The sequence below is a fragment of the Domibacillus robiginosus genome (assembly GCF_000966195.1).
In the GTDB taxonomy this organism is placed as follows: domain Bacteria; phylum Bacillota; class Bacilli; order Bacillales; family Domibacillaceae; genus Domibacillus; species Domibacillus robiginosus.
In genome coordinates this window covers 1-24,065 of the sequence record NZ_LAHL01000040.1, presented here as the reverse complement: position 1 = coordinate 24,065, position 24,065 = coordinate 1, and the positions used below count along the sequence as shown (strand labels likewise).

25 protein-coding genes are annotated in these 24,065 nt (G+C 38.2%); 24 read left to right on the top strand and 1 reads right to left on the bottom strand.

Annotated features, from left to right (window positions below; genetic code table 11):
• Nucleotides 1-71 precede the first annotated feature (71 nt).
• Nucleotides 72-2,237, top strand: a complete 2,166-nt coding sequence (locus VP97_RS17220; protein WP_156153542.1) for an S-layer homology domain-containing protein — start codon at nt 72-74, stop codon at nt 2,235-2,237.
• Between the two features lie 59 nt (nt 2,238-2,296).
• On the opposite strand, the gene VP97_RS17215 is transcribed toward VP97_RS17220, so the two are convergent.
• Nucleotides 2,297-2,899 (bottom strand): TetR/AcrR family transcriptional regulator, encoded by a 603-nt coding sequence (locus VP97_RS17215; RefSeq protein WP_050183317.1) that lies wholly within the window; start codon nt 2,897-2,899, stop codon nt 2,297-2,299.
• A gap of 705 nt (nt 2,900-3,604) precedes the next feature.
• On the opposite strand from VP97_RS17215, the gene VP97_RS17210 reads away from it, so the two are divergent.
• From VP97_RS17210 to VP97_RS23980, 23 genes are all read left to right on the top strand, one after another.
• Nucleotides 3,605-4,348 (top strand): YveK family protein, encoded by a 744-nt coding sequence (locus VP97_RS17210; RefSeq protein WP_050183316.1) that lies wholly within the window; start codon nt 3,605-3,607, stop codon nt 4,346-4,348.
• Nucleotides 4,338-5,045, top strand: a complete 708-nt coding sequence (locus VP97_RS17205) for a CpsD/CapB family tyrosine-protein kinase (RefSeq protein WP_050183315.1) — start codon at nt 4,338-4,340, stop codon at nt 5,043-5,045. The genes VP97_RS17210 and VP97_RS17205 overlap by 11 nt, the downstream gene beginning before the upstream one ends.
• Before the next feature lie 99 nt (nt 5,046-5,144).
• Entirely contained in the window at nt 5,145-5,900 is a 756-nt protein-coding gene (locus VP97_RS17200; RefSeq protein WP_050183314.1) for a tyrosine-protein phosphatase, read from the top strand.
• Nucleotides 5,901-6,175: 275 nt separating this feature from the next.
• On the top strand, nt 6,176-7,066 hold the full coding sequence (gene galU / locus VP97_RS17195; RefSeq protein WP_050183313.1) for a UTP--glucose-1-phosphate uridylyltransferase GalU: 891 nt from the start codon (nt 6,176-6,178) through the stop codon (nt 7,064-7,066).
• 128 nt (nt 7,067-7,194) lie between these two features.
• Entirely contained in the window at nt 7,195-7,890 is a 696-nt protein-coding gene (locus VP97_RS17190; RefSeq protein WP_050183312.1) for a sugar transferase, read from the top strand.
• Nucleotides 7,891-7,909: 19 nt separating this feature from the next.
• The gene (gene glf, locus VP97_RS17185; RefSeq protein ID WP_050183311.1) at nt 7,910-9,010 is read left to right on the top strand and encodes a UDP-galactopyranose mutase; all 1,101 of its coding nucleotides are present in this window, start codon (nt 7,910-7,912) and stop codon (nt 9,008-9,010) included.
• Nucleotides 9,007-9,801 carry a DUF4422 domain-containing protein gene (locus VP97_RS17180; protein WP_050183310.1) on the top strand — a complete coding sequence of 265 codons (795 nt, stop codon included), beginning with the start codon at nt 9,007-9,009 and terminating at the stop codon, nt 9,799-9,801. Before glf ends, VP97_RS17180 begins: the two co-directional genes overlap by 4 nt.
• Before the next feature lie 12 nt (nt 9,802-9,813).
• Nucleotides 9,814-10,797 (top strand): polysialyltransferase family glycosyltransferase, encoded by a 984-nt coding sequence (locus VP97_RS17175; RefSeq protein ID WP_050183309.1) that lies wholly within the window; start codon nt 9,814-9,816, stop codon nt 10,795-10,797.
• A 53-nt stretch (nt 10,798-10,850) separates the two neighbouring features.
• Nucleotides 10,851-12,215: a hypothetical protein gene (locus VP97_RS17170; protein WP_050183308.1), complete on the top strand. Its 1,365-nt coding sequence runs from the start codon at nt 10,851-10,853 to the stop codon at nt 12,213-12,215.
• Between the two features lie 147 nt (nt 12,216-12,362).
• Entirely contained in the window at nt 12,363-13,409 is a 1,047-nt protein-coding gene (gene neuB / locus VP97_RS17165; RefSeq protein ID WP_050183307.1) for an N-acetylneuraminate synthase, read from the top strand.
• An 18-nt stretch (nt 13,410-13,427) separates the two neighbouring features.
• Complete coding sequence (gene neuC, locus VP97_RS17160; protein ID WP_050183306.1) at nt 13,428-14,567, top strand: UDP-N-acetylglucosamine 2-epimerase; 1,140 nt, start codon at nt 13,428-13,430, stop codon at nt 14,565-14,567.
• A gap of 11 nt (nt 14,568-14,578) precedes the next feature.
• On the top strand, nt 14,579-15,289 hold the full coding sequence (locus VP97_RS17155; protein WP_050183305.1) for an acylneuraminate cytidylyltransferase family protein: 711 nt from the start codon (nt 14,579-14,581) through the stop codon (nt 15,287-15,289).
• Nucleotides 15,290-15,357: 68 nt separating this feature from the next.
• Complete coding sequence (locus tag VP97_RS17150; protein ID WP_050183304.1) at nt 15,358-16,587, top strand: flippase; 1,230 nt, start codon at nt 15,358-15,360, stop codon at nt 16,585-16,587.
• Between the two features lie 79 nt (nt 16,588-16,666).
• Nucleotides 16,667-17,653, top strand: coding sequence for a UDP-glucose 4-epimerase GalE (gene galE / locus VP97_RS17145; protein ID WP_050183303.1), 987 nt, complete (start codon nt 16,667-16,669; stop codon nt 17,651-17,653).
• Nucleotides 17,654-17,730: 77 nt separating this feature from the next.
• Nucleotides 17,731-18,081: a VanZ family protein gene (locus VP97_RS23400; protein WP_082220411.1), complete on the top strand. Its 351-nt coding sequence runs from the start codon at nt 17,731-17,733 to the stop codon at nt 18,079-18,081.
• A gap of 36 nt (nt 18,082-18,117) precedes the next feature.
• Nucleotides 18,118-18,507, top strand: a complete 390-nt coding sequence (gloA2, locus tag VP97_RS17140) for an SMU1112c/YaeR family gloxylase I-like metalloprotein (RefSeq protein WP_050183302.1) — start codon at nt 18,118-18,120, stop codon at nt 18,505-18,507.
• 577 nt (nt 18,508-19,084) lie between these two features.
• Nucleotides 19,085-19,642, top strand: a complete 558-nt coding sequence (locus VP97_RS17135; RefSeq protein ID WP_050183301.1) for a YdcF family protein — start codon at nt 19,085-19,087, stop codon at nt 19,640-19,642.
• Nucleotides 19,643-19,653: 11 nt separating this feature from the next.
• The gene (locus tag VP97_RS17130; protein ID WP_050183300.1) at nt 19,654-20,229 is read left to right on the top strand and encodes a hypothetical protein; all 576 of its coding nucleotides are present in this window, start codon (nt 19,654-19,656) and stop codon (nt 20,227-20,229) included.
• 537 nt (nt 20,230-20,766) lie between these two features.
• Nucleotides 20,767-20,913, top strand: coding sequence for a hypothetical protein (locus VP97_RS23985; protein WP_156153540.1), 147 nt, complete (start codon nt 20,767-20,769; stop codon nt 20,911-20,913).
• Between the two features lie 206 nt (nt 20,914-21,119).
• Complete coding sequence (locus VP97_RS17125) at nt 21,120-22,226, top strand: hypothetical protein (RefSeq protein ID WP_050183299.1); 1,107 nt, start codon at nt 21,120-21,122, stop codon at nt 22,224-22,226.
• A 225-nt stretch (nt 22,227-22,451) separates the two neighbouring features.
• A complete protein-coding gene (locus VP97_RS17120) occupies nt 22,452-22,988 on the top strand; it encodes a hypothetical protein (protein WP_050183298.1) in 537 nt (178 codons plus the stop codon).
• A 387-nt stretch (nt 22,989-23,375) separates the two neighbouring features.
• The gene (locus VP97_RS17115; protein WP_050183297.1) at nt 23,376-23,597 is read left to right on the top strand and encodes an SH3 domain-containing protein; all 222 of its coding nucleotides are present in this window, start codon (nt 23,376-23,378) and stop codon (nt 23,595-23,597) included.
• A gap of 280 nt (nt 23,598-23,877) precedes the next feature.
• Nucleotides 23,878-24,051: a hypothetical protein gene (locus VP97_RS23980; RefSeq protein WP_156153539.1), complete on the top strand. Its 174-nt coding sequence runs from the start codon at nt 23,878-23,880 to the stop codon at nt 24,049-24,051.
• Nucleotides 24,052-24,065: the final 14 nt, after the last annotated feature.

Below are 24,065 nucleotides of genomic sequence, written 5' to 3'. Positions count from 1 at the left end.
ACCTGTGATTACATAAACATTCCGCAACTGTGGAATTATATAAAAATAGACTAGAAGAGGTGACTAATTTGGTGAAAAAGTATCCATTTAGTACAAAAGCAGCGAAAGCTATGATTGCTGCAACAATCGCATTCACACCAATAGCAACAACAGCAGGCTTGTTTGGAGCAGACAAAGCAGAAGCAGCAACAGTTTTAAAAACACAAGCAGATTGGCATTTTGACAGCACTAAGAATGTAGCCGATTACTCTAACGCTATTTATAATGGAATCAAGACAAATTCTGATGTAGCCAAAGTATCAGCCGCGCTTGATCAAATTACTCCTCAAGAGTGGTATACGATTGTTTCTCCAATCCTTGAGCCGGGTGTAAAAGCAGATCCGAATAAAACAGCGGAAGTACAAGCGGCAGCTATACTCCTTAAGTCATATATTGGCATTTACCTTCAAGGACTCGATGAATCAGAAATCAATGAATTTATTAATGATACAAGCCTGAACTTTTCCAACGCGGTGCCAGCAGACTACCTTTCTTATTTAGAAAATGCTGAAGAACAACTTTATGAAGAGTACAAAATTCAAACAACAGACAATGAAAATGATACAGCATTTGAACTGTATACAAGTGCTGTTCAGTCGTTGAAATCAGCTGTTGATGAGAGCGGCAAAATCAAAGGGAAAATTCAAGAAACGATTTACTTGGGTGATGGGCAGAAAGTCAATGACTCTGCATTAGCTTTCCTAACTGCTCTACACAGTAAAGACAGCACCATTAAAATTTCAACGTTAAGAAATGCTACTTTAACGGCAGCTGGCCAGTGGGACTCTCTCTATGATCAAACAAATCCTAATAACGGAAACCCTAATCCTGGCCCAGGTCCTGGTCCTGGTCCAATCCCAGGGAAAGATCCAATAATTATTGATGGTGGCCTTTTAGTCACACCAGGCGTAACTGAAGGTTCAACTGAAGTGCTAGTAACAATTCCGACAGATCTTCAAGGGAAAATTTCAACTACATTGCCAACTGACGCAGAAGCAGTAGTGATTGAAGTACCAAACCGTGAAGACGGCAAGCCGGTTGTGCTTGACCTTCCTGCTTCTCTTGCAGCAGCAATCAAGGCAAAAGCACCAGCAGCAGATATCGTGATTAACGCAGGAGATGTAAGATATGTGATTCCTCTTTCTCAAGTAGATCTAACTGCACTGGCAGCAGGTCTTGGCGGTAATCTTTCTGCTCTTACATTACGCATCAACATTGATCAGCTGACAGATGCAGAAACAACTAGCCTGGAAGACTTAATCCAAGCAAAAGCAGCAGGAGCATCAGCGGCTTCTTCTGAAACAAAAGCAGCAGCAATCGTAAGTGATATTGAAGTAAAAGCACCGGCTGTAAAAGTAAAAGTAGAATTGGCTCAAAATGGAACAGTACTGAGCGAGCTTAAATCGTTTGGTAACGTATATGTAAATCAAGAACTTACCATTGATGGAAGCGTAAATACAAACAATGCAACAGGTGTTGTGGTAGCAGCTGATGGATCACTAAAAGCTCTTCCAACAACATTTAAAACAGTAGATAACAAGCAGGTAGCTGTCGTTGGTACACTTGCAAATTCAAACGGCACGTACACAGTGATCGAATCTTCCGTTACATTCCCAGATGTAGATAACGGCGAGAACTGGGCTGAGAAGTACATCGAAACTCTGTCTTCTAAATTTATCATCGCGGGTACAACAGCTGGCACATATAAGCCGGATCAAGACATGACTCGTTCGCAGTTCGCTGTACTATTAAGCCGTGCGCTTGGTCTACCAGGCACAACTGCTTATGATGGTCGCTTTAAAGATGTAAAAGGCAACGAGTGGTTTAATGCAAATGGTGAATTCATGGCTGCTGTGAAGTACGGCATTATCGCTGGTAAGCCAAACGGCACATTCGCACCGGACGATAAAGTAACACGCGCAGAAGCGGCAGCGATGATCGGCCGCGCGCTTGAGCTTGATTTCATCGACTTTGATGAGTCTCAGTTAAACAAAAATAAAAAGCTGACTGACTTCAAAGATGTAAAAGAAATCGGCGCTTCTACTCGTGAAGAAGTATTGAAAGTGTATCAGGCAGGCATCATGGAAGGCGCCGGCAACAAAGAATTTAACCCGAATGACAACACGAAACGTGATCAAATGGCAAAAATTCTTGCCGAGTTCCTGATTAAAGCTGACTTAATGGATAACATTAAATAAGTATGTAATATAAAAGAGGCAGTCTCTCATGGAGACTGCCTCTTTTTGTTGCTTTCCTATTAAACTCGTACTTCTTTTTTTAATCCATAAAGCAAAAGGGTGACAATGTCGTTTGCCAGCTCAGCAGCTGTTTTCGCACCTGTCCACAGCTTTGTAGTCGTAAGCCGTTCAATCATGCCGACGAGCCCATTTGCGACAAGGGCTGTATCCACGTTTGAATGGAAATAGCCAGCTATCACTTCTTTATCAAGGTTAGACTCAATTTGCGCAGCCATTTGCGCTTTTACGTCTGCTGCATGAGGAGATACATAAAATCCAATTCGGACCAGGCTGCGATGATCGGTAAAAAACTGAAGGATCGCCGTTAGTCCTTCTGCGATCCGATTCGGCAATGTCTTATCATCAAGCCCCTCATCCAGCAGGCTATTTCTTGTGAGGCAGGCAAGCTTTGCGCGGAATAAGTCTTCAAGCTCCTCGAAAATGGCTTCCTTGCTTTTAAAATATAAATAAAACGTTGGCTGTGTGACGTTTGCTTTACGCACGATTGTACTAATTTTCGTTTCATGATAACCATGTTCAGCAAACTCATCGGCAGCGATTCGCAATAGAAGGGCACGGCTTACTTCTCCGTCAGAACCTTTTTTTCTTCCTCGTTGCGCCATCTTTTTCTCTCCTTAACCGCTTTCTTTTCTCACGTAGTATGTACGTGACTATCATACAATAGAGAATGACCTATTACAAATTGGGTTTAAAAGTAAGTGGTACTATAGGGGGAGAAATACTGTTAGCAGAAGAGATTGTTTCATATCTGCCACTATCTAGAGAAAATACTCGTCAGTCCAAAGTTCTTTTAAAACTAATTATTTCTTTATAAAAATGTAGACTGTTCTTCAAAAAATAATAAATTCGACAAAAAATGCGCTTGCAGACAGATCAACAGCGATTATAGTAATAAAGGAACTGGTTTGGAATTGAGTTTTATTTTTTCAGCGATGAATTCGTTTTGTTTGAGGGAGTAGACTTAGAGCGAACGTCTAAGGCCGCGCTATTGTACACTTATATGAAAACGTACTTGATGGGCAAGCAGAAGACGAGTGAGTTCAAACTTGCTTTACAAGTAGATGCGCAGCACCGTGTACAGGAAGCAGAATGCCCACAGATAAATAATTTAATAAAACATTATAAGACTTTCTCACCGGCGCCGTTTTACTAGAAAAGAAGCTTGTCTTCAGATGAATGATTACCTTCGTTGGACAAAACCTGTTTAATTTGGAATTATTGCCTCTAAATTTACAAAAATGATATTAAATTTGACAAATCGCTGTGCTATAATGTGCAAGACACTATTTATTAACAGGAGGAAACACATGGAAGAAACAATCAGCCTGAAAGAGTTAGCCCAGACATTGAAAAAGAGGCTGAAATTGATTGTGTTGATCACGGTCGCAGCTGCACTTATCAGTGGAATTATTAGTTACTTTGTTCTTACTCCTATCTATCAGTCATCGACGCAGGTGCTTGTGAACCAGGCAAAAACCGAACAACAATTGTATAACCCATCTGAAGTACAAACGAACCTTCAGTTGATTAGTACATATAACGTCATTATGAAGTCGCCGGCCATTTTAGAAAAAGTTGCCCAAAACTTAGATTTGGACTTAACAACAGAAGAACTCTCCTCTAAAATTACCGTTGCCAGTGAACAAGATTCACAGGTCGTCAATATTACTGTACAGGATGAAAATCCGGGTCTTGCAGCTGATATTGCAAATGAAACAGCCAGTGTTTTCCAGGAAGACATTGTAAAGATTATGAATGTCGATAACGTCAGTATTCTTGCAGCAGCTGAAATAGGTGAAAATCCATCACCAGTCAAACCACAGCCGCTTTTAAACATTGCCATTGCCATCGTTGCGGGCTTGATGGCAGGTGTTGGACTTGCCTTCCTTCTTGAGTACCTGGATAACACGATTAAATCCGAGCAGGACATTGAGAAAACACTTGGTATCCCTGTTCTTGGCGGTGTAACGACGATTTCCGCTGCAGCCGGACGTCCGGCAAAAAAAACATCGGCTCCAAAAGCCGTACGAGGTGAAAGCATTGGCTCTTAAGCGAAATAAAGAAAAAACAGCACCCGGCTCCGCCAAGCGGAAGCTCATTACCCATACAGATGCGAAGTCTCCGATTTCAGAGCAATACCGAACAATCCGGACCAATATTTTGTTTTCATCCGTTGATGAAACACTTCGCTCCATTCTTGTTACGTCAACAAGCCCGGGAGAAGGGAAGTCAACGACTATATCAAACCTGGCTGTTGTTTTTGCTAATCAAGGGAAAAAAGTACTACTTGTTGATGCCGACTTGCGCAAGCCAACGATGCATTATACATTTGGACTACAAAACAGCATGGGCTTGACGAACATACTGACAAAGCAGGCTTCACTTGGACAAGCCGTTGTTTCAACCGATATTGAAAACCTGTCGGCTCTTCCATCAGGGCCGATCCCGCCGAACCCGGCTGAATTGCTTGGTTCAATTTCGATGAAGGAATTTATTGCCCAAGCGGAGAATAGTTATGACTATGTGCTTTTTGACACGCCGCCCGTACTCGCTGTGACCGATGCGCAGGTACTTGCGAATCAGTGCGATGGTACTGTGCTCGTCATTAACAGCGGCAAAACGGAAATAGAAGCGGCGCAAAAAGCAAAAGAACTGCTTGAAGCTGCCAAAGCAAAATTGCTTGGTGCTGTATTGAATAACCAGAAGTTAGCGGAATCGTCATATTACTATTATTACGGATCAGAATAATATTGTTAAAAAAGTGTAAAAGCGGGAAAATTTCTCAAACAATTTATTTTTATTTATGCTATACTACGTTTAGAAAAAAATTGAAAGGGGGAGTAGCCCATGATTGATATTCATTGTCACATCCTTCCTGGGTTGGATGATGGTGCGAAAGATATGGTCCAAAGTATTCAAATGGCGAGAGCTGCCGAGCAAGAAGGCATTACTGCAATTGTGGCTACCCCGCATCACATGAATGGAACGTACAAAAATGAAAAAACAGCGATTGAGCAGAATGTTCGTCTTTTAAATGTACAGCTGGAGCAGGAAGGAATCAACGTTGATATTTATACAGGGCAGGAAGTTCGCCTGTATGGAGAACTGCTCGATGACTATCAAGAGGACAAGCTATTGACGGTCAATGACTCTTCCCATATGCTCGTTGAATTTCCATCCAGCTCAATCCCCGCATTTGCGGAGCAGCTGCTTTTTGACATGCAGTTAAAAGGCATCACCCCGATCATCGTGCATCCGGAGCGGAATGCTGCGATTGCTGAAAATCCGGATCGCCTGTTCAAGCTCATTCAAAATGGAGCGCTGTCGCAGGTGACCGCTGCTTCTGTGAACGGCTTATTCGGCAAAAAAGCAAAAGCCTTGTCTCTGCAATTGATTGAAGCAAACCTTACCCACTTTATTGCCACGGATGCCCATAACACAACGACACGCCGCTTTGGGCTGGCGGAAGCCTATCATTCAATCGACCCGGACTACGCTGCTTATTTTCAAGAAAATGCGCAGGCGGCCCTGTCCGGCCAGCATATAGAGAAGGAACCACCACATCATGTTACACGCAAAAAGAAATTCCTTGGACTTTTTTAATACTTACGAGTAATAGGAATGTATGTTTGTTCCGGTTGCTTTATCAGGTCATGTCTCCCACACCTTTATCAAATGGAGGCACTCGGCCGCGCGGTGGTGTTCCGGGAAACGGAACGCTTAGACGCCTGTCGTCAAGCGCGTGGTGTGAGGACGGGTTCAATGCCTGATTTTAATTGAAAATAAGGAAACAGAATGATAAATAGCGAATGAAAGCACATACATTTATTGTGTGTTTCCATTCGCTATTTAAAATTTAGAGGGGGAGGAATACATTTATGAAGAAAGTAAGAAAAGCTATTATACCAGCAGCGGGGCTCGGGACACGATTTCTCCCTGCAACAAAAGCATTGCCGAAAGAAATGCTGCCAATCGTGGATAAGCCAACGATCCAATACATAGTCGAAGAAGCGATCGCATCAGGCATCGAAGACATCATTATTGTAACCGGGAAAGGAAAGCGTGCCATCGAAGACCATTTCGACGGTTCACCGGAATTAGAGCGTAACTTGGCGGAAAAAGGAAAGGATGATCTACTCCAAAAAGTGCGTCATTCTTCTAACTTGGCAGACATCCATTATATCCGTCAAAAAGAACCAAAGGGGCTTGGGCATGCGGTCTGGTGCGCACGTAATTTTATCGGAGACGAACCATTTGCCGTTTTGCTTGGCGATGACATCGTCCAAAGCGATACACCATGCTTACGCCAGCTTATCAACCAGTACGAACAAACGCAATCATCTATCATTGGGGTTCAGCAAGTACCCGAACATGAAGCCTATCGCTATGGCATCGTAGATCCAGCGTCAAATCAGGAACGCCGTTATCAGGTAAATAATTTTGTTGAAAAACCAGCACCAGGTACACAACCGTCAAATCTTGCCATTATGGGACGCTATATTCTGCGTCCAGAAATTTTTATGTTCCTCGACAAGCAGCAAACCGGGGCCGGTGGGGAGATTCAGTTGACAGACGCGATCCAAGCATTAAATGAAATTCAGCGTGTATTCGCCTATGAGTTTGAAGGAAATCGTTACGATGTTGGAGAAAAGCTAGGTTTTGTAAAAACAACATTAGAGTTTGCTTTACAGGATAAAGAGATCAATGAAGAATTGATGCACTATTTGCTTAGGCTAGTAGAAAAAACAAAAGAGCCATCTAATATTTAATCAAACGGATTTAAGCGAAAGAACGTAAACTTCTTCTATGGTGTAACTCACTTTTATTTAGTCAAATGAATTAAAAAGAAGTAATGGTTGAAATAGAGCTGATAAACACAACGAAAAGAGGGGAATTAGTGTCTAAATCCAAATTAGAGAAAGATCCTGTATATGTAAGTGCTTCTGGAAGTGCGCCATTAAGCCTTGAGGATGCATCCAAGGCGTATGCCCTAGGGAAACGCTTCATAGATATCATAGGAGCGTTTGCTGGGTTATTATTAATGGCTCCTTTATTTTTAGTTATGAATATTTTTTATTTATATGGTGATTCTAAGGGGCCGGTGTTCTTTAATCAAAGCAGAATAGGCAAGAATGGTGAAGTATTCCAGATATATAAATTTCGTTCTATGGCCGTTAATGCAGAAGAAAAATTAAAGGCGGATCCGCAATTGTATCAAAAGTACATTGAAAACAATTATAAATTAGAGCCACATGAAGATCCGCGTATTACTAGATTAGGAAGATTTCTGCGTAAAACTAGTTTAGATGAGATTCCTCAGTTAATTAATGTAATTAAAGGAGAAATGAGTCTTGTAGGCCCAAGACCGGTAGTAACAGAAGAATTGCAAGAGTATGGAAGCAAAACAAATGAGTTTCTGTCCGTAAAGCCGGGACTTACTGGATATTGGCAAGTCAGCGGCAGAAGTGACGTTGGTTATCCAGAAAGAGTGGATCTGGAACTCTACTATGTATACAATCAATCACTACTTTTAGACATAAAAATTATTTTAAAGACAATCTGGATGGTTTTACTAAAAAAAGGTGCGTATTAATAGAAGGAGGAAAAAGGAATTGTACGATTATCTTGTAGTAGGAGCCGGTTTATTCGGTTCCGTTTTTGCTTATGAAGCAACAAAGAGAGGAAAGAAATGCTTAGTTATCGATAAAAGGGACCATATTGGCGGGAATGTTTATACTGAAGATGTAGAAGGAATAAATGTTCACAAATACGGGGCACATATTTTTCATACAAACAATAAAGACATTTGGGAGTATGTGAATAGCTTCACTGAATTTAATCGGTACACCAATACACCAGTGGCAAACTACAATGGTGAGATATATAACCTTCCATTCAATATGAACACTTTCAATAAGCTATGGGGAGTCATCACACCTGAAGAAGCAAAGCAAAAAATAGAAGAGCAAAAGAAAGAATCTGGTATAACAGAGCCTAAAAACCTTGAAGAGCAGGCCATCTCTTTAGTAGGAACGGATATTTATGAAAAATTAATTAAAGGATATACTGAAAAACAATGGGGCAGACCAGCCACAGAACTGCCGTCCTTTATTATTAAAAGGCTGCCTGTACGGTTTACATATGATAATAACTATTTTAATGATAAATATCAAGGAATCCCAACAGGCGGTTATACTACCATTATCGAGAAAATGCTCGAGAACTGTGATGTTAAGTTGGGCGTGGATTTCTTTGCTGACAGAGAACAGTTGGAAGGAATGGCTAAAAAGACTGTATTTACAGGAATGATTGATGAGTTTTATAATTATGAATTTGGTGTTTTAGAATACAGAAGCTTGATTTTTGAAAACGAAACATTAAATACAGAAAATTACCAGGGAAATGCAGTGGTAAATTATACGGATCGAGAAACGCCTTATACTCGGGTTATTGAGCATAAGCATTTTGAGTTTGGTACACAGGAAAAAACAGTCATCACAAAAGAATACCCGACCGAGTGGAAAAAAGGCGACGAACCTTACTATCCGATTAACAATGATAAGAATACCGTGCTCTATAAAAAGTATAAAGAATTAGCGGACAAAGAAGAGAATGTGATTTTTGGCGGAAGGTTAGCTACTTATAAATACTATGATATGCATCAAGTCATAGCAGCAGCCTTAACACAAGTAGAAAAGGAATTTGGGAAATGAAAGAAGATATAAAAATTCTTGTAGCTACACATAAAGAGTATCAAATGCCTGATGAAGATATGTATTTCCCTTTGCATGTGGGTAGAGAGGGAAAAAAAGATTTAGGATATCAAGGAGATAATACCAACGATAATATTTCTCTTAAAAACTCTACTTACTGCGAGCTTACAGGATTATATTGGGCATGGAAAAACATAAATAGTAAATATATTGGGCTAAGTCACTATAGAAGGTATTTTTCAAATGAAGGAGGTTTGACAGCGAATATTAATCATACAAAACAAGGAGAAAAGCTCGATAATATTTTGTCAGAGAAAAATGCTAGAGACTTATTAAAGCACTACAATATTATTCTTCCTAAGAAAAGAAACTATTATATAGAAACAGTTTGGTCACATTATAAAAATGCTCATCATATAAAAGATCTAGAGGAAACAAAAAGAATTATTTCAGAAAAGCATCCTTCTTATATAAATTCTTTTGAAAGAGTCATGAAGAGGAGAAAGCTTCATTTGTATAATATGTTTATCATGAAAAAAGAAGATTTCGATAAATATTGTGAATGGCTTTTTGATATCCTGTTTGAACTAGAAAAGAAAGTGGATATATCCGGATATGATGCCTATCAGAAGAGAATTTTTGGCTTTATTGGAGAAAGGTTATTTAATGTTTGGTTAGAAGAAAATCAATTGAAATACAAGGAACTAAATGTATTTAATGTTGAGAAAGTTAATCAAGTTAAAAAGGTAGTGAATTTTGTTTCTAGAAAAATAAGTGGAAAGAACAGGTGAATAGTAAAAGAAATGAATATATTTGTATGTTCTACCCTTTATCATGTATATGTAAGTTTATTAATATGCTGTGAAAAAGAAAGTGATAAGCAAAGTATATTTATTTTGACTTCCCACGATTCAGAGATGAAAAAGTCATTTCAGTCTATAAGTAAAAAGCTATCGTCATTAGAACAAGTGAAAAGCGTATATATTAGAGACCGGTCTCGTTTATTAGATAATTTAATGATTGAGCGAGTTAAAGATTTATTTATAAATAAAAAAATCTTTAAAGAAAATAAAGTAAATAAGAAGAATGGCAATTTCTATTTGTTTGGTTGGAATCAATACCATTTATATAGAACGAACGCTCCCTTTTTTCGCATAGCAAACAGTGTAATATTAGTAGAAGAGGGAGCAAGCGCTTATTTGGTTCCACCACCTAGTAAGAAGAGTTTATTACTAAAAAAACTATATGGTATGAATCCAAAGTTTTATAAAGACAGTAAAGTAAAACATATATTAGTTCAACTTCCTGAAAATTATTTGGCTGGTATTAAAAGAAAAGTTAACATGTTAGAGTTGAATGACATGGTTCAACAACTAAGTGAAATTGATAGAAAAATGGTTTTTAATATATTTCTAGAAGAAAAAGTTAGGAAACAGATTGAATACCAATTAATGTTGGAAAATAATAAGGGAGCTCAGAAGATTATTATATTAACTCAACCTCTTTCGGAAGACGGGTTTGAGAATGAAAATAACAAGATAAAGTATTACCAAGAAATCATTGATTCCTATTCAGGTGCGACTATATTTTTAAAGCCACATCCTCGAGAAAAAACTATATATAATTTTAAAAATGTAATAATTTTGGACAAATTCTTTCCAAGCGAACTACTTTCATTTTTTAGTTTTGAATTTGATAAAGCTATAGGAATATGTACTAGTGCTGTTTATCAGGTTAAAGCTAAAAAGCAATTAAATTTAAAAGAAGACTATTTCTCACGAAAATAAAAGTTAGTATTTTCTAAATTTGTATTTTTAAATCGAGTATGTAGGTGAAAATATTGAGTATTGAAGTTTTTGGCATTGTAACACTTGTGGTTATCTTGCTAACACCGTTTATAAAACTAAAAAATCACTTTTTTATTATGGTTTTTTTTAGTCTTTTTACTGCTACAGCAGCTTTTAATATAGAAAAAGGTGGACTTTCTTTATCTATTATTCCAGTGCATTTAATAGGTATGACGTTTGCTTTAAGAATGATGATAAATATTGTTAAGAAAAGGGCAATACATAAAAAAAGTATTTGGCTCACATTATTTGTGTTATGGAGTACAATAAGTGTTGTGTTATTACCGATTATAGATGACTATATACCTAATCATGTGACGGTGAGACACTACTTTTCAGGAGAAGGCTTTGATCCGATAGCTTTCTCGACAGGTAATGTTACCCAACTAGCGTATCTTCTATTTGGTTATATTATCTACTTTGTAACTGTCGAATACATTATGTCATCGAGAGATCCATTTAAATTAATAAATCAAACTATAACGGTTTTAGTAGCGGCCTCAATTGTAATCTGTTTTATTGGTATTTATGAAATGATAGCAAAGTTTTTGAACCTACCATACACAGAAATCTTTAGAAACTTTTCAGGGGTAGTGATATATACAAATTATAGAATATCATCAGTAGCCCACGAGCCTTCAATGTTTGCGTATTGTATAATAATATGTGCAGCTTTAATGTGTTTCCATAATTCTTCTAATACGCTTTTAAGAAAAAATAAAAATAAATTTTTCTTATTTATAATATTAGTTGGACTTTTTAGCACATCAACTACATTTTTGTTAGGTTTCTTAATTCTTTTATTTTATGCTTCTAATGATTACGTTAATACAAAAAAACTAAATATGTTTGCATCAGCTAAATTTTACTTTTCTATACTTGGGATAGCTTTTTCAGGTTATTGGTTGCTGAATATTCCTTTTATTAAAGAAAAGACTGTGGGAAGAGCAGTTGAAACATTAACTTTTAGTAACTTTTCTGGAGCTGACAGAATAGAAAAAGTAATACATCACCTTGATGCATTTACATATTCACCGATACTGGGGCTTGGATTCGGAACTACACGTTCATATGATGCATTTACTACTATTTTGTGTAATTTAGGGATCATTGGAATGCTAATTTTTATTTTATATGTTTTCACTTCGATTCGGAAAATTAATAAAGTAAAACGTGGAAGCAATAAAGATATAGCTAAAAGTTTGCAAGCTGCTTTTATTTGTTGGCTAATAATGTTCATGATCTCAGTTCCAGAAATGTATTTTATATACTTATGGATATTATTTGCGCTTATAGAAGTAACTATTGCTACTCAAAAGAAGCAGCCAGCTAATTCTTTTAATGAAAAGAAAATATAGATATGAATATACAGTTTAATTTTTTAAATAGCAGATTTATATTATATTTTTTCTTTTAATAAAAGTTTGATTGATAGCAAGGTGTAATTTTCACGAAAAACAATAGGAAAATAACAAATAAAATGAACTAAAGAAAGGATTTTATATATGAACAAACCATTTATTGAAATTGGCAAAAGAAAAGTAGGAGAAGAATACCCGCCATTGGTAATTGCAGAGATAGGGATTAATCATGAGGGGAGCTTAGAAGTCGCTAAGGAAATGGTAGATGCAGCGCACAGTGCTGGTGCAGAAATTATTAAGCACCAAACACATGTTGTAGAAGATGAGATGAGTAAGGAAGCTAAAAGCGTAATTCCTGGTAATACGGATGTATCAATATATGATGTGATGGAACGGTGCGCATTAAATGAGGCTGATGAAATTGCATTAAAGGAATATGTAGAATCAAAAGGTATGATTTATCTAAGTACTCCATTTTCAAGAGCAGCAGCAGAAAGACTTGAGAGAATGGGAGTTCTAGCTTACAAAATTGGTTCTGGCGAATGCAACAACTATCCATTGCTTGAACATATTGCCTCGTTTGGTAAACCTATGATTGTTTCAACGGGGATGAATGATATTGAAAGTATTCGGAAAACAGTCGATGTTCTAGAGAAATACAATGTACCTTACTCTTTGCTCCATTGCACAAATCTGTATCCAACACCAGCTTCATTAGTTAGACTCGGTGGAATGCAGGAACTTCAAAAAGAATTTCCTAATGCTGTCATTGGACTATCCGACCACACTGTTAATAACAACGCTTGTTTGGCAGCTGCGGCATTAGGGGCTTCAGTGCTTGAACGCCATTTTACTGATTCTAAAGATAGAAAAGGTCCAGACATTGTATGTTCTATGGATCCAAAAGAACTGAAGGAGTTAATTGAAGGAAGTGCTGAAATTGCCGAGATGAGAGGCGGTAAAAAAGAAGCAGCACAAGAAGAAAAAGTAACAATTGACTTTGCTTTCGCTACAGTAGTAACAACTCAGGATATTAAAGCCGGAGATATTTTAACAAAAGAAAATATTTGGGTGAAAAGACCAGGAACCGGAGAAATTAAAGCGGAACACTTTAATTCATTGCTGGGGAAAAAGGTAAATCGTGATATTTCAAACGATGAACACCTTGAGTGGAATCACATAGAAGATTAACTAGTGGAGAGAGTGCAGATGAAAAAGGTATTATTTTTGACTGGCACACGGGCAGACTATGGCAAGATTAAATCATTAATGAAACAAGTTGAGGTTAGTGAGCGATTTGAGCTTCATATATTCGTTACGGGCATGCATATGCTCTCTAAGTATGGATCTACCTGGAAGGAAATTGATAAAGATGGGTTTAAAAATATATACCACTTTATTAACCAGAAAAGTAATTCCTATATGGATACAGCTTTAAGTAACACAATTTTAGGATTAAGTAATTATGTGCATGAGTTGAAACCAGATATGATTATCATCCACGGCGACAGGCTTGAGGCATTAGCGGGAGCAATAGTGGGGGCATTTAATAATATCAAGGTTGCTCATATTGAAGGCGGCGAAGTATCGGGAACTATAGACGAATCAATTAGGCATGCCATTACCAAGTTCTCACATATACATTTAGTAAGCAATGAAGAAGCTAAAAAAAGAGTTGTGCAATTAGGTGAAAAAGAGGAGAGTATCTTTATCATAGGATCACCTGATATAGATATAATGGTATCAGATAATCTTCCAACAATAGAGCAAGTCAAGGAAAGATATGAAATTGACTTCGAAGATTACGCTATTTTAATGTACCATCCTGTCACAACGGAAGTTAGCAAATTACAAAATAACGTTAAGCACCTAGTAGATTCTGTCTTGCACTCTAATAAAAATTATGTGGTGATCTATCCTAATAATGATGAAGGCAGTTCAATCATTTTAAATGAATATAATCGTTTTCAGCATAATGTAAATTTTAAAATATTCCCGTCTATGCGGTTTGAATATTTCTTAACATTATTGAAAAACTGTGAGTTTATGATTGGAAATTCCAGTGCAGGCGTTAGAGAAACAGGCGTGTACAATATCCCTTCTATTGATATAGGAAATAGACAAGAAGGAAGATATGATATAAACAAATTGCGAAACATTATTCACGTTAATGAAGACAAGGATAAAATCTTGGGAGCCATCAGTAGAGTAGAAGATACAAAAAAAGTTAAAACGCTTGACCAAGCTTTTGGAAATGGTAAAAGTGATGAGAAGTTTATTGAAATGTTAAATCAAGAAAAGCTGTGGGACTTGAAGATACAAAAAAGGTTTATTGATGTCGAATATTAAGGTGAAATCGAATGTATAAAGAAAAAAAATTTTTGGCCATTATCCCAGCTAGAGGCGGGAGTAAAGGGATTCCTCAAAAAAACATAACACATATAGAGGGCACGCCCCTTATTGATTACACTATTAAAGCAGCCCAACGATCAAAGTATCTTGATAAAATAGTAGTATCCACCGATGATCTCAAAATAGCGGAAATATCTAAAAAATGCGGAGCTGAAGTTCCATTTTTAAGACCTAAAGATTTGGCTGGGGATCAGGCTAAGACAATAGATGCTATTATTCATGGCTTGGAAGAATTAAAAAAACAGGGAGAGCAGTATGATTACCTTGTGCTGTTACAGCCCACACAACCGTTAAGAGAAGAATGGCATATAGACGAGGCCATCCAAAAAATAGTAGATGAAGAAGAAGAAAGTTTAGTAAGTGTTTCTGAAGTTCGGGAGCACCCTATCCTGATGAGAACTATTAGTCAGGATGGAAAGCTAAATAATTTATTGCAACTCAACAGCACTGTAAGAAGGCAGGATTTTTCGAAAGTGTATAAGGTTAATGGCTCTTTGTATATTAATAAACTTAACGAAAATTTTAATAAAAATATCAGCTTTAATGATAATTCTTTAGCTTATGTTATGGATAAAGAATATGATCTGGATATTGACGAGCCAGCAGATTTGGAGCTTTTTAAGTTTTATCTTCAAAAAGGTACTAATCCTTTAAACTAGCTTAAAGGATTAGTACCTTTAAGCAGTTAGGAATTTTAAATTGATTTATAGAGAGGAATTTAAAACAGTTGATCGATAGAGCTGCGTTAAAAAGCCCTTTAAAAAATAAGTTTTTCCAAAAAATTATAGAATCCTTTTTTGGAAAAGCTTCCTTCGCGTTGTTTACGATGGTTTTCTCATTGGTAGCAACAAGACTATACGGCGCAGAAACTTTTGGGCAATATACATATGCTTTTTCCATTGTTACTTTATTAATGATTTTTGCGAAAGCTGGATTTGATAACAGCTTAATTTATTACATTCCAAAGCAAGGTACAAAATACATTAGTCTTAGCTTTTTAGTGAATGCGATTATAGCATTGCTATTAACAATAGGTGCTGGATTTTTTATTGAAGACTATTTTGTTAAAATGATGTTGCCGTTAATATGGCTTGTTTCCATGGAACAGGTCTTTTTTGGGATTTACCGATCAACAGACCGGGTTAAACAGTATTATTTGATTAATGGGTTCTTAGCAATATTGCTGCGCGTCATTTTAATAATTGTTTTTTATTTTTTATTTGGAAAAACTTTCACGAGTATCGCATTAGCCATATATGTTTCTTTTATTTTTGCTAATTTGATTTATTTTTATCAAAATAAACACATGTTTAAAAAGGTAGTATACGACCAAAAGTTTCTTAATTATTCCTACTCCCTTGTATTGGCAGCTGTAATGGGTGTTGCGATGGATAAAATAGATATTATTATGTTAGGCTCTATGAAAGATATGGAGAGTGTTGGTATCTATCAAATTGATGTGCAGATTGCTAATGTTATTCTTATGATATTAGTGATTTTTGATACAGTATTCGCTCCTCAAATTTCTAAATTTTACCACGAAGGTAAACATGAGGAGCTGCGTCGATTATATAAAAAATCAACCAGATTACTAGGCCTCTTAGCGCTAATAGCTCTCCTAATAGTTATTATCTTCGGAAAGTACATTTTATTAATGTTTGGAGAAGAGTTTGTAGAGGGATACCTGGCTCTTATTCTAAGATCGTTCGGACAATTTATAAATGTGGCTGTAGGAAGTGTATGGTTAATGCTTGCGATGACTGGAAGGCCGAAATGGCACATTTATTCAAACTTAATCGCTTTTTCTGTGAATATTTGTTTGAATTATTTATTAATACCAAAGTACGGGGTGAATGGTGCGGCATTTGCTACTATGATCTCCATGGTATTGGTTAATATACTAGGCTATATCTTGGTACGTAGAGTGTTTAAAGTTAAGGTCTACGGTATAATTTAAAATTAGAGCTTAGTTTTATTTATTGAAATAAAAATGAATTCAAGTTTAAAATATCTTCATTTTAGAGGGAGAAAAATTTATGATTTTAGTCGTTGGTGGAGCTGGTTATATCGGCAGCCATTTAGTAAAAGAATTAATCAAAACAAAAGAAGTAGTGGTTTTAGACAATTTATCTACAGGTCATCGCTGGGCGATTGATAAGAAAGCCATATTTGTTCAGGGAGATCTTGGATCAGAAAAAGATTTGGTAAAAGTGTTTGAAAAATATTCCATTGAAGCAGTCATGCATTTTGCAGCCTTCAGCTTAGTTGGTGAATCTATGCAGGCTCCACAAAAGTATTATGATAACAATGTCGGCGCCACATTAACGCTGCTTCGAGTTATGAGAAAATATAATGTAAACAAGTTTATTTTTTCGTCAACTGCCGCCACATACGGTATACCATCAGTTGATATGATTACTGAAGAGACTGCAACTAATCCTATTAATCCCTATGGCCGCTCAAAACTGATGATTGAACATATTTTGGCGGATTTCGCATTAAGTTATGGCTTGAAATATGTGACACTTCGTTACTTCAATGCAGCAGGTGCATATGAAACAGCAGAAATTGGAGAAGATCATGATCCGGAAACACATTTAATTCCAATTGTACTAGAGCATTTACTGGGACAGCGGGAACAAATATCAGTATTTGGCACGGATTATGAGACACAAGATGGCACATGTATTCGCGATTATATTCATGTGACGGATCTTGCGAAAGCCCATATTGTAGCAATGCAAGGATTGTTAAGCGGACAATTAAAAGCAGCTACTTACAATTTGGGCAATGGAAAAGGATATTCCGTAAAAGAAGTGATTGAAACTTGTGAACGTGTCACTGGACGAAGAGCGAAAGTAGAATTAGCAGAACGACGTTTAGGAGATCCAGCGCGTCTTGTTGCGTTGTCTGAGAAAATCGAGCGTGAACTTGGGTGGAAGGCAGAAATCGGACTTGAAGCGATTATTGAGAGTGCTTGGAGGTGGCATCAAAGAAAATCTGATACCTTAGCTTCTCAGTAAACGGGTATGAGTAAGGAGAGGTTTTCATCAAAAAAGTATTATTTTTCGGATCGATTTTCCTAATCCTGTACTTTACAATGCATAGTCATTTACTTTTAAAGATTGGTACTTGGCCAGGTGGTATAAATACCAAACTATTTTATTCTATTTATTCAGAGCTATCAAACGGTTCTTATTTAAATATAGTCGGAAACATCGTTTTGTTTTTACCTTATGGTCTGGCACTTGGCTTGATCTTTACCAGAGGGCGGTTAATCAAAGTGGGTGCATCTGGCGCTATTTTTTCTGTGGTAATTGAATTGATTCAGTTGTTTGTGCCAAACCGATGGACGGATATTGATGACGTACTGCTGAATACTTTTGGTTCCTTGCTCGGAGGTGCATTTGCTTTCTTTTTTGTGGATAGAAGTCCAAGAAAATTACAATAATCATGATACTTCTTTTCATGGGTAAAGGATGGTCCTATGAGTATTAATAAGATTCATCATACAGCGATTATTTGTTCAAATTATGAACGCTCAAAGAAGTTTTATACAGAGATTTTGGGTCTGGAGATTTTGGCGGAAACGTACCGGACAGAAAGGGACTCCTACAAGCTAGATTTGCGCGTAGGGGCCGCTGATCAAATTGAATTGTTTTCTTTTCCGGGTGCACCAAAACGCCCAAGCTATCCGGAAGCACAAGGGTTGCGCCATTTAGCGTTTGAGGTGGATGATATTGAGGAATTAGTTTGTGAATTGGAAGAGCAGGGAGTCACGGTAGAGCCGGTTCGAATAGACGAAGGAACTGGACTGCGCTTTACTTTTTTCAGTGATCCAGATGGTCTTCCACTGGAGTTATATGAAAAGAGCTGATCTTCATTTAAATTTCATTTTTTCTGGGTATACTAGTGAAAGCATATCCAGAGAGGTGAGGAAAATGAAGCATCAATGGAAAGAAGGATCAGTTTTGAAAGGGCTGCGATGGGGTGTTTTACTGAGTATCCCTTTATGGCTTTCTTTCTTCGGATGGCTGCAGCTTTTTCGCAAGTTTATTTAAAAAAAATTAAAATGTATATTACGCATTAAATAGGGTATAATAAAGAAAACGCTTTCATTTTGAAAGGGGTTGTATCCTATGAATCGCTATTACAATGAACCTGACTTATTTAACGGCTTGCGATGGGGTATTGGGCTCAGCATTCCACTTTGGATTTCCTTTTTCGGATGGTTAAAACTTTTTGGTGTTTTTTTATAAAAAGGACACTTTCCTAATAGGATATTAATGGTAAAATAGAATAAAAGTAAGACAGAGCTTCCGCAAAGAGGCTCTGTTTTTATTTTAAAAAAAGGAAGTTTGGTTTGTTTATAAGAGTTCTGTAAAGCCATTGGCCAGGAAATGGCCGTTTAACGGGACAAGCCCGATGAATGATCGAAAGAAAGGCAGTATCTCATGAGAAAGATAATCAAGTATGTTGTGTACACAGTGATAGGGTTTCTGCTTGTTCTTCCGCTGGCACGAATGTTTCTTGTCGTTGATGAAAAACCACTAGAAGCGGAGGTCATTATCACACTTAGTGGTGATACGGGACGACTAGGCAAAGCGGCAGATTTATATCATAAAGGCTATAGCAACAAGGTGATTCTGTCTAATGCGGCCGAACCAGGAACGACACCAGAGGAAGCCGTGGCGCTTGGAGTGCCAGAGGAGGATATTCTCCTGGAAAAAGAGGCTACCAGTACATATACAAATGCTCTTTATACAAAAGAAATCATGACTGAGCAAGAATTTGATTCAGCCATCGTCGTTTCATCTGATTATCATATGAGGAGGGTAAAGTTTACCTTCGATCATGTTTATAAGGACAGCGGGATCAAGCTGACTTATGTATCGTCATTGAGGAATGATCAGGCGTGGTATCAGGACAAGGAAAATATTCTTTTTACCGTGAAGGAATGGACCAAGCTGCCAGCTTATGGGCTTCGTCTATATAAATGGATTGATCTTTAAGGAGGATAAAAATGAAAAAGTGGATCAGTGTAATCGCATTTGTTGCAGTCTTGGTAGCTATAGCAGCTATTTGGTCGCCGGGCAAAGAAAAACAGGAGCAAACCGAGCAGGCTGTTGAAGAAAAAAAGCCAGTCACTGAACAAATTGACTCTGTGAAAGAGCATGTGGCCGATAAAGAAGCTGAGAGTAAAGAAACAACGTCTGATGAAACATCTGGTGAAACGTCTGAAGTATCAGCCGAAAAACCAGTGGAGGAGAAAGCTCCTCAGGTTACAGAAATCCCGGCTGAAGCCAACGAGCTGTTGAAGGAAGCGGAAAAAGCGGGGGCAGCTTTGGAAGAAACATCAGCACCAGAAGCGGAAGCAGATTCAGCGGGTGGTGATGCTGGAACTGGCAATCTCCATTTTGCATCTCGAGAAGAAGCGATGCAATTTGTTTTTAGCCGCTTCTCGCAACAGGAAATCGCATTGTATAACAAGGCTTCTGCAAATGGATTAACGGCAGAGCAGCAGCAAATGGCCCTGCAAATTGCGTATTCGCGTTTTAGCGCGGAAGAAATTGCGGCGATTGAAGCAGTGCTAAAATAGGTGTGTGAGGGAAATGAGGAGGAGAGCAGCAACAACTATTTTCAGTTTTATGCTTTATATGAATAGAGCACGTCTATATCAAAAGATACAGAAATTTGGAGGGAACGGCATTGTTGTAAGCAATAAGCTAAGCTAAAAGCAGCCAATCAAGATGAAGTTTACAATTAAAGAAAAAGAGGAGACGGCTGAAGAAAAGCTTTTATTGTAAGAGCGGCCGGCCAGGCAGATGTATCAAAAGGAATTATGGTTGAAACAGCAGATAATAAAGATACGAATGTTATTCAGCGAGCCGATGAAAACTAATGGAACAGGCTCGGTTCTGGAGAAACGAATTATGTTTTAAATGGCCGGGAACTTCCAGATGCTGAGGTATCCATCCATTTAGGGCTGGGAGGGTTAGCGGGATTTGAAAATTCTCAAAGCGCTGTCACGATCGAGCTGCCAAATGGATATCTTGATGGCCAGGGTAATAACCATATTCTGTCGCTTTTCGTTCAAGGTCAGGACGATAGCGTTTCAATTTCACAGGAGATCCAGTTGGCTTATGCCAGACAGTACACGGTCGTCGAAACCTCGGCAATCCCCATCGCAGAAGAACAAATCTATAAGGATGCGAACGGCAGCCTTATTACAATTACAGACGCAATGACAGGCACGGCAGACTTTTTACAAGGGATCTTTTAAATGATGAATCTAATTCCGGGCCAAAGGAAACAGCACCTTTTGAAGAGAGGAAAGAACGTCGGGATATAATAGAATTTCCTAAAGTATAACACTAACGTTTGATACGACATCTATCCTGACACAGGGGTAACAGAAACTGAAAAAGATGTATTGTGTATTTTTACATATGAAAGTCAGACAAGTTTTGTTAAGGGGAGGTGTTTTTGATGATGAGTCATGATCATTACACCACATTGAATGGAATTTTAGCCAAGAAAGTGAATAAGGCAAAAGGCGTTAATTTTATTCGTTTTATGACAGTAGCCCCTGAAAAAAAGTGCTCTGTCATTTGCCATTATGCTATAGAAGAAGAATATGCGCAGCCATTTCAGGACGAGCACTATACTATTGGAGAAGGGGCTTTGTACTATGGGCTCCATCCTTCTTTTGATGCCGAAAAGATCATTGCAGCGATTAAACAGGGACATTTCTGCAATGAGGAAAAACTGAACGCTTTTCTTTATGAGCAGCGTGCTTTGTTTTCGTTGCATCGAACCTATAAGCCGTACTTGGAGAGCGTATTTGCCATGACTTTGCTGCGAATGGCATCCCGGTTTGGTTTTGTTTTTCAGGCAACGGAAAAAGCGCTGATTCTGTTTCAGCAGCTTAAGGCGGAGTGTTCAGAGCTTTTGGTTCAGGGAGTCACGTATAAGCTGGATCAAGATAAGCGAACGGTTTCGTTTTTAGGAGGCTTTACAGATCGGCTTCTCCAACTGTTAGACAGAAAGGGATTCTCGTGGATATGGGATGATGAACAGAAGTCTCTTCAGTTATTGTTGAAGCATGAAGCAGCTGTTGTCCATTCATTTCGTGATTTTAATCCGTCCACGCATGATGTTCAACTGTGTTACGGCAGTGTTTATTATTCTGGTGTAATGCCGCGAGTGTATCGAATTTCAGTGAGGGAGAGTTTCTCTAATCAAGATGTAGAAACGATGGTTCTCCATGCGGAACGGACAATTTATGCAACGCTGGATGCCTTTGATCACGGGACGGTATGCGCGCACCCGCTTTTACATTCGCACTATCATTTATTAATGGATTTCTTTCGGATTGAAGATGATGCACAAAAGGTGTTATTTGATGGAGACCCGTCTCAGATAAAGCCGCTGGAGATGGTCGAGCTTGTGAATGCTTATTTGCGTCAGTCACCTAATACGCACACAGTGGCTGTGTCAGGAAATATTGTGGATGAAGGCGGAGGCTTGCTTCTTGCTATGCGCCATGCACAGTCCATTGACTCTGGTACGTATTATTGTTCTGTGAATGGCTAGAGTGAGTTTGCGGATGATCATGTATCTTTTTATAAAGAATCGGTTTTTGAGGATTATCCGACACTTCAAGCTGACTCAAACAAACGAAATGATTTCAGCAAAGAACTGGATCGCGAGACCGATGCAGAACTTAATATTGACCGTTTAGCACGCAACTGGGAATATTACGGCATCTCGATTTTAGGAATACGGAATTCAACTTCTATTCCTGAACAAGTGCGCCGTATGCATTTTAATATTTTGGCCAGCAACAAAACAAATGAGACGTTCCATGAAATTGTGACAAAGGCGCAGTCCGCTACTGAAAAGTTTGAGAACCAGCAAATTGAGCAGCTGTCTATCTGGTTTTATCAAGACTGGAAAAGCCGACTCATCCATTACGTGAAGACAGGAGTGTCATGGGTGACTGAGTATAACACGATTCTGACCTCTTTCTTTGCTTTTCTCTATCTGGTGCTGGTCGGAGATGTTTCTTCTCTTGTGAATGGCAAGTCGAAAGATATTTTTCTAAATATGGTTACGTATTCGCTGGCTCTTATCGCGCTGTTTAACACGATTTTCAGAGTGAAGCAGAAAAATGATATCCACAAGCAAATCAAGCCCTATCAGATTCGTCTAGGTTATGCATATGGCAAAGAAGAGCCGATTCGCCGGTTATCAACATGGATTGAAAAGCAATCTGTACTTCAAAAAGCGCACCCAATTGCTGTCTTGATGGTTTCATTGTATATACTCAAACAGGCCGGGCATGAGGAAGGTTAAAGGAGCGTCACAGAGATAAAGTACTGAAAATGGCTTTTGTTTAATCAGCAATGGAAGCAATCGGATTTAAATCACAGACATCAATCGAATACAGACTACAGCAGTTTGAAGACTTGGTTGTGTCGTATGATGAAAAAGTGAATGGAAGGTTGCCTGGCTGTTTCATGACAGTCAAGTGACTTTCAACAGGCCTCTTTTCTTTACTACGGTGAATCGTTGGAATGTTATAGAGTGATAGGATGGAGCAAGTGGTGAAGGAGCTTTTATTTAGCGGGCAATCGGATGCGTATTTGGGGATTAGCCGTGAGCGTATTGTGCCGGTTAAGAGTTTGCCAGAAGGCTTACTTCTTTTAGCGGCAGGGTTTTGATACATGTGCAGAAAATCAGTTGAATAAGCAATCGGACTTATATTTTACGAAGTTTCACTTTAGAGCGGTAATTGGGCAAGCTCTTCCTATAAGAATGGAACCGTCTGAAACATATGGGCAGTCAGGTGTTCTTGGGCAAAATGAAAAAGTAAAAATAGCTTACAACCTTGGAAGCTGGGCGCTTGTTCAAACAGAGTCAAACATCATTGGCTTCGTTCCCCGTGCTTCTTTAAAAGAATAAATAGTTAAGAGCTGTATCAAAAGGTCGTTATACATGAGCCTCTTTTGATACAGCTTTTTTATACAAATAAAAAATACTGGCATTGTTGCACAAATGGAGAGAAAACGGTACAAACAAGTATTGGGCTGCACGAATAACCAAAGCGGCAGCCGCAAATTTATGTGCTTGGTGATTTAAAGAAAGCCAGTTTAAACGGAAATTGTCGAACGAATTTGCTTACGATCCCGGCAGGCAGGTTTTATAATGGTAGTGACATCCATTACTAGTAAAGGAGAAAGCTATGCCGAAACATATTTTGTTTACGCTGGTGATTGTGCTGGCCATTTCCGTTTTAGCCATGGGCCACTGGCACTATAATCAAAAAGTAAAGGTGCAGGGGCAGACGGCTTATGCGGCTTATAAGCAAAAAGAGGAGCAACAAGCGCTGCTTGATTCGTTGAACCCGGCAGTGTAACTGTCAAGTGAAAC

Coding starts and splice junctions, on each gene's coding strand:
- VP97_RS17215 (WP_050183317.1), bottom strand. CDS start 2,899: ATGGCGCAACGAGGAAGAAAAAAAGGTTCTGACGGAGAAGTAAGCCGT.
- VP97_RS17210 (WP_050183316.1), top strand. CDS start 3,605: ATGGAAGAAACAATCAGCCTGAAAGAGTTAGCCCAGACATTGAAAAAG.
- VP97_RS17200 (WP_050183314.1), top strand. CDS start 5,145: ATGATTGATATTCATTGTCACATCCTTCCTGGGTTGGATGATGGTGCG.
- galU (WP_050183313.1), top strand. CDS start 6,176: ATGAAGAAAGTAAGAAAAGCTATTATACCAGCAGCGGGGCTCGGGACA.
- VP97_RS17180 (WP_050183310.1), top strand. CDS start 9,007: ATGAAAGAAGATATAAAAATTCTTGTAGCTACACATAAAGAGTATCAA.
- VP97_RS17175 (WP_050183309.1), top strand. CDS start 9,814: ATGAATATATTTGTATGTTCTACCCTTTATCATGTATATGTAAGTTTA.
- neuB (WP_050183307.1), top strand. CDS start 12,363: ATGAACAAACCATTTATTGAAATTGGCAAAAGAAAAGTAGGAGAAGAA.
- neuC (WP_050183306.1), top strand. CDS start 13,428: ATGAAAAAGGTATTATTTTTGACTGGCACACGGGCAGACTATGGCAAG.
- VP97_RS17155 (WP_050183305.1), top strand. CDS start 14,579: ATGTATAAAGAAAAAAAATTTTTGGCCATTATCCCAGCTAGAGGCGGG.
- galE (WP_050183303.1), top strand. CDS start 16,667: ATGATTTTAGTCGTTGGTGGAGCTGGTTATATCGGCAGCCATTTAGTA.
- VP97_RS23400 (WP_082220411.1), top strand. CDS start 17,731: ATGCATAGTCATTTACTTTTAAAGATTGGTACTTGGCCAGGTGGTATA.
- gloA2 (WP_050183302.1), top strand. CDS start 18,118: ATGAGTATTAATAAGATTCATCATACAGCGATTATTTGTTCAAATTAT.
- VP97_RS17135 (WP_050183301.1), top strand. CDS start 19,085: ATGAGAAAGATAATCAAGTATGTTGTGTACACAGTGATAGGGTTTCTG.
- VP97_RS17130 (WP_050183300.1), top strand. CDS start 19,654: ATGAAAAAGTGGATCAGTGTAATCGCATTTGTTGCAGTCTTGGTAGCT.
- VP97_RS17125 (WP_050183299.1), top strand. CDS start 21,120: ATGATGAGTCATGATCATTACACCACATTGAATGGAATTTTAGCCAAG.
- VP97_RS17120 (WP_050183298.1), top strand. CDS start 22,452: ATGCATTTTAATATTTTGGCCAGCAACAAAACAAATGAGACGTTCCAT.
- VP97_RS23980 (WP_156153539.1), top strand. CDS start 23,878: ATGCCGAAACATATTTTGTTTACGCTGGTGATTGTGCTGGCCATTTCC.